At 55.8% G+C, this 7,707-nt stretch carries 9 protein-coding genes; 7 read left to right on the forward strand and 2 right to left on the reverse strand.

What is annotated here, in order from left to right; all coding sequences use genetic code 11:
• A partial coding sequence (locus QZ197_RS13310) for an AI-2E family transporter (RefSeq protein WP_296432547.1) occupies positions 1-842 on the reverse strand: 842 nt, incomplete at its 3' end.
• A 159-nt stretch (positions 843-1,001) separates the two neighbouring features.
• Between QZ197_RS13310 and proS the strand changes: the two genes are divergently transcribed.
• The 7 genes from proS to QZ197_RS13345 all read left to right on the forward strand — a co-directional run bounded on the left by proS (position 1,002) and on the right by QZ197_RS13345 (position 7,048).
• On the forward strand, positions 1,002-2,342 hold the full coding sequence (gene proS, locus QZ197_RS13315) for a proline--tRNA ligase (RefSeq protein WP_296432549.1): 1,341 nt from the start codon (positions 1,002-1,004) through the stop codon (positions 2,340-2,342).
• A 141-nt stretch (positions 2,343-2,483) separates the two neighbouring features.
• Complete coding sequence (locus QZ197_RS13320) at positions 2,484-3,749, forward strand: ABC transporter permease (protein ID WP_296432550.1); 1,266 nt, start codon at positions 2,484-2,486, stop codon at positions 3,747-3,749.
• Positions 3,742-4,425, forward strand: a complete 684-nt coding sequence (locus tag QZ197_RS13325; RefSeq protein ID WP_296432553.1) for an ABC transporter ATP-binding protein — start codon at positions 3,742-3,744, stop codon at positions 4,423-4,425. The genes QZ197_RS13320 and QZ197_RS13325 overlap by 8 nt, the downstream gene beginning before the upstream one ends.
• Positions 4,422-5,396, forward strand: a complete 975-nt coding sequence (locus QZ197_RS13330) for an Ldh family oxidoreductase (RefSeq protein ID WP_296432555.1) — start codon at positions 4,422-4,424, stop codon at positions 5,394-5,396. The genes QZ197_RS13325 and QZ197_RS13330 overlap by 4 nt, the downstream gene beginning before the upstream one ends.
• A gap of 63 nt (positions 5,397-5,459) precedes the next feature.
• Complete coding sequence (locus tag QZ197_RS13335; protein ID WP_296432558.1) at positions 5,460-5,843, forward strand: c-type cytochrome; 384 nt, start codon at positions 5,460-5,462, stop codon at positions 5,841-5,843.
• 92 nt (positions 5,844-5,935) lie between these two features.
• A complete protein-coding gene (locus tag QZ197_RS13340) occupies positions 5,936-6,577 on the forward strand; it encodes a DUF3047 domain-containing protein (RefSeq protein ID WP_296432560.1) in 642 nt (213 codons plus the stop codon).
• 75 nt (positions 6,578-6,652) lie between these two features.
• Complete coding sequence (locus tag QZ197_RS13345) at positions 6,653-7,048, forward strand: c-type cytochrome (protein ID WP_296432562.1); 396 nt, start codon at positions 6,653-6,655, stop codon at positions 7,046-7,048.
• On the opposite strand, the gene QZ197_RS13350 is transcribed toward QZ197_RS13345, so the two are convergent.
• Positions 7,013-7,707: DUF1194 domain-containing protein (locus tag QZ197_RS13350; RefSeq protein WP_296432563.1), on the reverse strand; the 695-nt coding region annotated here is incomplete at its 5' end. The two genes, QZ197_RS13345 and QZ197_RS13350, sit on opposite strands and share 36 nt — an antisense overlap.

Consider the following 7,707-nt stretch of genomic DNA (forward strand, 5'->3'; position numbering starts at 1 on the left):
AGCCAGTTCGTTGTATATGTGACCGTGTCCCCATCCATGACCTCAACCGAGCCCCAGAATTGGAACAGCGCAAGGCCGACGGCAAGCGAACCACCCACCAATGCGCCAACATAGGGAATGAATGTGATCAGCCCGGCAACAAAGCCTACGATCAGACCAAAGTTCAGCCCCGCAATCATCAAAGCCACCGCATAATAGGTGCCAAGGATCAGGCAAACCGTGCCCTGTCCGCGAATAAACGACGCCAATGTTGCATCGATTTCGCGTGCCAGCATGCGGAAGGTATCGACGTGGTCACGTGGCAGCAGGTCGTCGACCTTGGCGGTCATATTGTCCCAGTCCAGCAGCATGTAAAACGCGACCACTGGCACAATGATCAGCAGAACAAGGATGTTAATCAGACCAAGAGCAGAGGTCAGGATACCATTGATCAATTCCCCGCCTTTGGATTGGATCGTGTCGCCAATCGCCAGTAGCTGTTGATAAACTGTGCTTTCCTCGTCCAGCAGTTGCGGGAACCGTTCGGTCATGCCGTTACGAAGCCGATCAAAAAGTTCAGGTGCAGTGTTGATGAGGGACGATGTTTGTTCAATCAACGTCGGGATCACCAGCAGGATCAATAAAACAAAGACAAAGACAGTTATTAGCGTGATAATCGCCACGGAAACGACCCGCGAACAGCCTGCCCGCTGAAGCCGGTCGGCAATGGGATCAAGGCAGTATGCGATTGCTCCGCCCAGAACAAATGGCAGGATCACATCACCCAAAAACCATAACACGACCAGAAACACCGCTGTTGCGATGCCCCAGTATTTTGCTTGCTGACTTATCGGAAGTGCCATGCTTAACCTTTGTTTGCTTAAGAAATAGATGCGTCATGGCAGCGTTCGGCGCAAGGGCGGCGCGCAAGAAATAGCGCACTAGAGGGCCTGACAGTGCTTGCGGGGTCCACTTGCGCAGATTACACCCACTTTTAACACATAAATAAAAAGGTCAAACCCATGCGCCTCAGCCGCTATTTTCTGCCTGTTCTCAAAGAAACACCGCGCGAAGCGCAGATCGTCAGCCACCGCTATATGTTACAGGCGGGTATGATCAAACAGGCGTCCGCAGGGATTTATTCCTGGTTGCCACTTGGCTTTAAGGTACTGCGCAAGATCGAAAATATCGTGCATCAAGAGCAAGAGCGCGCGGGCCATATCGCAATCCAGATGCCGACCATTCAATCTGCCGATCTTTGGCGCGAAAGCGGGCGCTATGACGCTTACGGCGAAGAAATGCTGCGGATCAAAGATCGTGGCGGGCGCGATATGCTGTTCACACCGACCGCTGAAGAGCTGGTGACGGACATCTTCCGCGCGCATGTGAACAGCTATAAAGATTTGCCGCTGACATTGTATCAAATCCAGTGGAAATTCCGCGACGAAGTCCGTCCGCGCTTTGGCGTGATGCGGGGCCGCGAGTTCTATATGAAGGACGGGTATAACTTCGATTTGACCAAAGAAGACGCGCTGCACGCCTATAACCGTCATCTGGTCAGCTATCTGCGCACCTATGAGCGCCTTGGCCTGCAAGCGATCCCGATGCGCGCGGACAGTGGTCCGATTGGCGGCGATGACACGCATGAATTTCTGGTGCTTGCTGATACAGGCGAATCCGAGGTGTTTTATGACAGCGAGATCACCGATCTGAAGATGGGCGACCGCGAGATTAACTACGACGACAAGGCCGCCTGCCAGGGTGTGTTGGAGGAATTCACTAGCCGCTATGCGCGCACCGATGAAACTCACGATCAAGCGCTGTTTGATGCGATCCCCGACGACCGCAAGCGCACAGCGCGCGGCATCGAAGTGGGCCAAATTTTTTACTTTGGTACCAAGTATTCCGAAGCAATGGGGGCGCTGGTTGATGACGGTCAAGGCAACAAAGTGCCAGTTCACATGGGGAGCCACGGCATTGGCGTGTCGCGCCTGCTGGGTGCAATCATCGAGGCGAGCCATGATGACAAGGGCATTATCTGGCCTGAAGGTGTGACACCATTCCATTGTGGTATTCTGAACATGCGTTCCGGTGACGAAGCGGCAGATGCTGCTTGTGAGGCGCTTTATGCGCAGCTGACGGCGCTGGGTCTTGAGCCCCTTTATGATGACCGTGACGAGCGCGCGGGCGCGAAGTTCGGCACCATGGATATGATCGGCCTGCCTTGGCGGATTACGGTAGGACCACGTGGTCTTAAAAATGGTGTGGTTGAAGTGACCTGCCGCCGCACCGGCGAGAGTGAAGAGATGCCACCTGAGGCCGCTGTCGCCAAAATTGCCAAAATTTATGAGGGCATCGCTTAAAACTGACAGCAGTTTGTTTGATCCCCGCCGGAGCCTCCGGCGGGAGTTTAGACGGGCAAGATGATAAGCGGTAGAGGCCCAGCCGCTTGACCATCGCTATGATGCGCCCCACGTTGCGCCACGATACAGACAGGAGCGACCATGGCCTTGGTGCAGACCACAAAGCCTTTTGCGAAATTCGAATGGATGATCGCGTGGCGCTATATTCGCGCCAAGCGCGCCGAAGGCGGCGTGAGCGTGATGACGTGGATCAGCTTGATCGGTGTCACACTGGCCGTGTTCGCTTTGATTGCGACGCTGGCCGTTCGGTCAGGGTTTCGCGCTGAATTCATTGATACGATTGCAGGCGCGAATGCGCATGTAACTGTCGTGCAACCGCGCGCAGTGATTACGGATTTTGAAGCGGCGGCCGAGCGTGTGCGTGCCGTGGACGGCGTCAGTTCGGTGGCACCTTTGATCCGCGGTCAAGCGATGGCGTCGGGGTCGGGGCAAATTGGGCTTGCTGATATCTATGGTATCCGGCTTGAAGACCTCAAAGCATCTGACGCAATTGTGCAAAGCGAGAGGACCATTGGCAATATTGATGATCTGCCAAACGGTATCGCGATCGGGTCGGCGCTGGCGTCCAATCTGGGGCTAGGCATCGGGGACCGAATAGAGCTGACGACGCGGTCGGGTGCCGCCACACCGATGGGGCAGTCGACACGGCGCAATGCCTATGAGGTTGTCTATATCTTTTCAACTGGACGCTTTCAGATTGATGAGGTGCGTGTCTACTTGCCATTTGATGTGGCGCAATTGGTGCTGAACCGTGACGGCGTTGCGGATGAGCTATCGGTCGTTCTGGATGACCTTAATCAATCCGAGAACCTGAAACAAACGATTGCGGACGCAGCAGGCCCGGGCACTTGGGCCTATAGCTGGCAAGACCGCGTCGGGCGTTTCCTGCGTGCGCTGACAATTGAGGACAACGTGATGTTCATCATCCTGTCGATCCTTGTGCTAGTGGCCTCGATGAATATCATCAGTGGGCTTATTATGCTGGTTAAAAACAAGGGTCGCGATGTGGGTATTTTGCGCACGATGGGCCTTACCGAAGGATCTATCTTGCGTATTTTCTTTATCTGCGGGGCTGGGATCGGCACCATCGGCACAGCGCTGGGCGTGATCCTTGGGTGTCTGTTTGCGATCTATATCGATCAGATTTTCAGCCTTGTAAATTACGTGGCAGGCGGCGGCGTTTGGGACCCATCCATTCGCGGGATCTATAACGTGCCAGCTGAACTGCGTCTTGTCGATGTTGTCAAAGCGATGTCGCTTTCGCTTGGTCTTTCGTGGATTATCACGATTTTTCCCGCCCGTCGTGCGGCCCGCATGAACCCTGTTGAGGCGCTTCGTTATGAGTGAGTTCACCCTCCAAGTGACCGACCTGACCAAGACCTACAACGCGGGCAAACCAAACGAAGTGCGGGTGCTTCAGGGTGTGTCGCTGAACGTGCTACCCGGCGAAGTCGTGGCGTTGGTCGCCCCGTCCGGTGCGGGTAAATCGACGCTGCCGCATATCGCGGGGCTGCTTGATACGCCCGACACGGGTTCAGTGGCGATTGCAGGGACCGACATGACCAATCTGTCCGACCGCAAGCGCACAGCGGTGCGGCGGTCTGCTGTCGGGTTCATCTACCAATTCCACCACTTGTTGCCGGAATTTACCGCGCTGGAAAACATCGTACTGCCGCAGTTAGCAAACGGTGCGTCAGACAAAGCCGCCGCTGATCGGGCCATGGCGCTGTTGGACCGCGTAGGGATTGCTGAGCGTGCGTCGCATAGACCCGCCGCGCTGTCGGGTGGTGAACAGCAACGCGTCGCGTTTTGCCGTGCTTTGGCGAATGAACCGTCGCTGTTATTGGCGGATGAGCCGACAGGCAACCTTGATCCTGAAACGTCAGACCGTGTGTTTGACACGCTGATGCGTTTGGTCCGTGAAACAGGACTGGCTGCGGTTATTGCCACGCACAACCTTGAACTAGCTGCCCGCATGGATCGTCAGGTCCGCCTGAATAACGGGGTATTGGAGGACTTATGATTATTTCCATCACCGAGATTGAGGCGCACAGCCGTGCAGCCCTTTTAGCACATGGCGCGGGCCCCACACAGGCCGCAGCCGTCGCGAAAGCCGTCGCGCGTGCCGAGGCATTGGGCAATGTCATCTGCGGTCTGTATTATCTGGAAAGCTATTGCACACAATTGGCATCAGGCCGGGTCAACGGCACGGTCATGCCAAAGGTGTCACGCCCACGCCCAAGTGCTGTTCTCGCAGACGCTAGGTTTGGTTTTGCGCAGCCTGCCTTTGATGCAGGATTGCCCGAAGCGGTCGCGGCTGCCCTGGAAAACGGTGTCGCGACTTTGGCTGTTGCGCATGCACATACATGCACGTCGCTTGGGTTTTTTACGGAACAAATTGCGGCGGCTGGTTTGATCGGGATCGGGTTTACGAATGCGTCTCCCGTGGTTGCCCCACCTGGCGGCAATAAGCGCGTGATCGGCACGAACCCCATTGCAATGACGGTTCCAGGCGACGGCAAACCTTCTATGCATTTCGATTTCTCGACCTCTGCGGTGGCTTTGGGCAAAATTACGATGGCAAAAGCCGCAGGCGAGGCGATCCCGCTTGGCTGGGCTGTTGATGCTGACGGCAATCCGACGACAGACCCAGAGGCGGCTTTGAAGGGCGCATTGGTCAGTGCGGGCGGCTATAAGGGCTGGGGCTTTGGCCTCATGGCGGAATTGTTGGCGGCTGGTATGACCGGATCAGTGAACTCGCTTGATGTGGCTGGCCTAAAGGTCGCTGAAGGCAAGCCGCATGATTTGGGGCAGTTCTACATTTTGATGGACCCCGGCACCTATCACAATGGTTTTGGCGACCGCTTTGCCCGAGTGGCCGAAGCTGTGGCAGAGCAGGAAGGCGCACGCATTCCCGGAGCAGATCGCAAGGTCATGACCGAAGTCGACGTGCCTGACGCATTGTGGGCATCGGTACAAAAGCTCGCGGCCTGATTTGGATCATAGCCGCGCGTGTAAACACTTGCTAAGCTGATCAAAACAGAGAGGCACAGTATCATGCGTTACCTTATTATCCTTACGGCCCTTGGGCTTGCGGCATGTGTCGAAGAACCCGTCGATGGGCGCACGGCCTACATAGAAAATTGCGCAAGCTGCCACGGTGTTGATGCAACAGGCGGAGGGCTTGCCGCGCGCAATCTGGCAACAGCGCCACCTGATTTAACCATGATCGCGGCGCGCAATGGCGGCACCTTTCCAACCGATCAAGTGATGAGCACGATTGACGGGCTTGATCGCGGCACACACTTCAGTGCCGCAATGCCCGAATTTGGTGCAGGCGATTTGGGCGAAACCGTGATTGTCGAAGAAGAGGGTCTCGGTATACCCGTGCCACTGAAACTGCTGGTGCTGACAGAATACCTTGAACGCATCCAGAAGTAACCAAAGCTAACGATTGCGTGACATAGCGCGTTGCACCGTTCCTTGCCGCGAACATTGCGGTAGGTCTAGGTCAACTCTCAAAGGATACCGCCATGCGTTTGTCGCTTTCATCCGTTCTTGCCATCTTTACCGCCGTCAGCGCGACGGCGGGGCCTGTTAACTTCTCCAACGGTTGGCAGGAACAGAGGTTGTCGTTGTTCAGTTCGAATGACTACACCTTTGGGCAGAACCTTGGGTTGGTATCCGAAGGATCGGTCTCGATCGCATGGACGCGGGTCGGGCGCGATGATTGGGGAACCAATGGCGCATCATGGGGCTGGACCGTTGATCAATCCGTCCCCCCGACAGACTTAAGCCTGAAGGGCGGCGACGATCGCAATATCTCGCTCTATTTCGTGTTTGTGCCTGAAAATCTGGCGCCGGGATTAGAAGGCGCAAATATTCGTAGCCTGCTTGGCAATGACGACGTGCGGATCGTGCAATATGCGTGGGGTGGCAACCATGCGCGCGGTCAAGTGATCCCGTCGCCATATGGTCCGCGCGGTCAAGGTGTCACGATTGCGTTGCGTCAGGCAAGCATCGGATCATTTAACGAGAACGTCGATCTGGCTGCGGACTATGCGCGGGCATTTGGTGGTGAAAAAGGCGCATTGGTCGGGCTGGCGGTTTCTGGTGACAGCGACGACACTGATAGCGTGATACGCGCGGTTCTTGGGAACCTAACCCTGCGTTAAAGCGATTGACCTGCATCAACGCGGCCTGCGGCGCGCGCGCGTAAACTGACATCATCATCGATGACGGAGGATAAGATGCGCGCACTACCTATCATTTTCTCGCTGGTGCTTGGCCTGCCAGCGATGGCGCAAGATGCACAGCAGGGCGAAGCGCTGTTCGGGTACTATTGTGTGACGTGCCATGGCAGCAACGCGACGGGGAACGGGCCGATGTCACCGTCGCTTGTTGTTGCGCCGACAGATTTAACAGCGCTCAGTGGCAAGAATGGCGGCGTTTTTCCAACGCTGCGTGTGGTGATGCGGATTGATGGACGGGATCCGTTGATAAGTCACGGCAGCATGATGCCGGTTTATGGGGATTTCTTCGCAGGCACAGATGTGATGACCAAAACCCAAGCCGGACAGCCCGTGCTGACGTCACAACCGATTATTGATTTATTGGCCTACATTGAGGGACTGCAACAGCAATAAAGCGAACTGTGTTTGGGGTGTTGTGCCTGCGATTTCCAGAATCAATTTGCGTTTGACCGCTTCTGTGAACTCCGGCCCGCTTTGTGCGGGCATCACGAAGGCGTTTGGCCCGCCGATGATATTCTCTTCATAGGCTGCGGGCAAATCAAAGCCTATGAACCCCGCATTGCGTAGGATGGGAAGTGCATTGATCGTGATGCCATTGGCAACCACCTGATCACGGGCAACTGTGATTGGCGGGCCGAAAGTGTTACCCATACTGTCGCCCGAAAAATCGATAACACGGCGCAAGCCTTTGATATCGTTCCCGTCAATCTGTGCCATGCCATAAAGCAATGCCGACCCGATTGCATTGCGCCCACTTGCCTGTCTGGGTGGACCGATGAGCGCGCTTGCAAAAGCGACAGCGCTTTCCATGTCCGCGATGATCATCCAGTCAACAACGGTCGCTTGGTTGGTCGCCCATTCCACATAGGTCACCGCAATTGACCCATAAAGCGTGTTTTCAATCGCTGACACGACTGCAGGATCGGTGATCGCCGTGGCATAAGACTGACGCTGAAAGGCAAGCTCATCGGCGTCAATTGATCCGGATGCATCGGCAAGCAGGACCAGTTCGAGATCAGTCTCGATGGTTTGCGCCGCCAATGGCGATGCCA

The organism is Yoonia sp. (assembly GCF_017854415.1).
Lineage (GTDB): Bacteria > Pseudomonadota > Alphaproteobacteria > Rhodobacterales > Rhodobacteraceae > Yoonia.

Coding starts and splice junctions, on each gene's coding strand:
- QZ197_RS13330 (WP_296432555.1), top strand. CDS start 4,422: ATGATTATTTCCATCACCGAGATTGAGGCGCACAGCCGTGCAGCCCTT.
- QZ197_RS13325 (WP_296432553.1), top strand. CDS start 3,742: ATGAGTGAGTTCACCCTCCAAGTGACCGACCTGACCAAGACCTACAAC.
- QZ197_RS13340 (WP_296432560.1), top strand. CDS start 5,936: ATGCGTTTGTCGCTTTCATCCGTTCTTGCCATCTTTACCGCCGTCAGC.
- QZ197_RS13335 (WP_296432558.1), top strand. CDS start 5,460: ATGCGTTACCTTATTATCCTTACGGCCCTTGGGCTTGCGGCATGTGTC.
- QZ197_RS13320 (WP_296432550.1), top strand. CDS start 2,484: ATGGCCTTGGTGCAGACCACAAAGCCTTTTGCGAAATTCGAATGGATG.
- proS (WP_296432549.1), top strand. CDS start 1,002: ATGCGCCTCAGCCGCTATTTTCTGCCTGTTCTCAAAGAAACACCGCGC.
- QZ197_RS13345 (WP_296432562.1), top strand. CDS start 6,653: ATGCGCGCACTACCTATCATTTTCTCGCTGGTGCTTGGCCTGCCAGCG.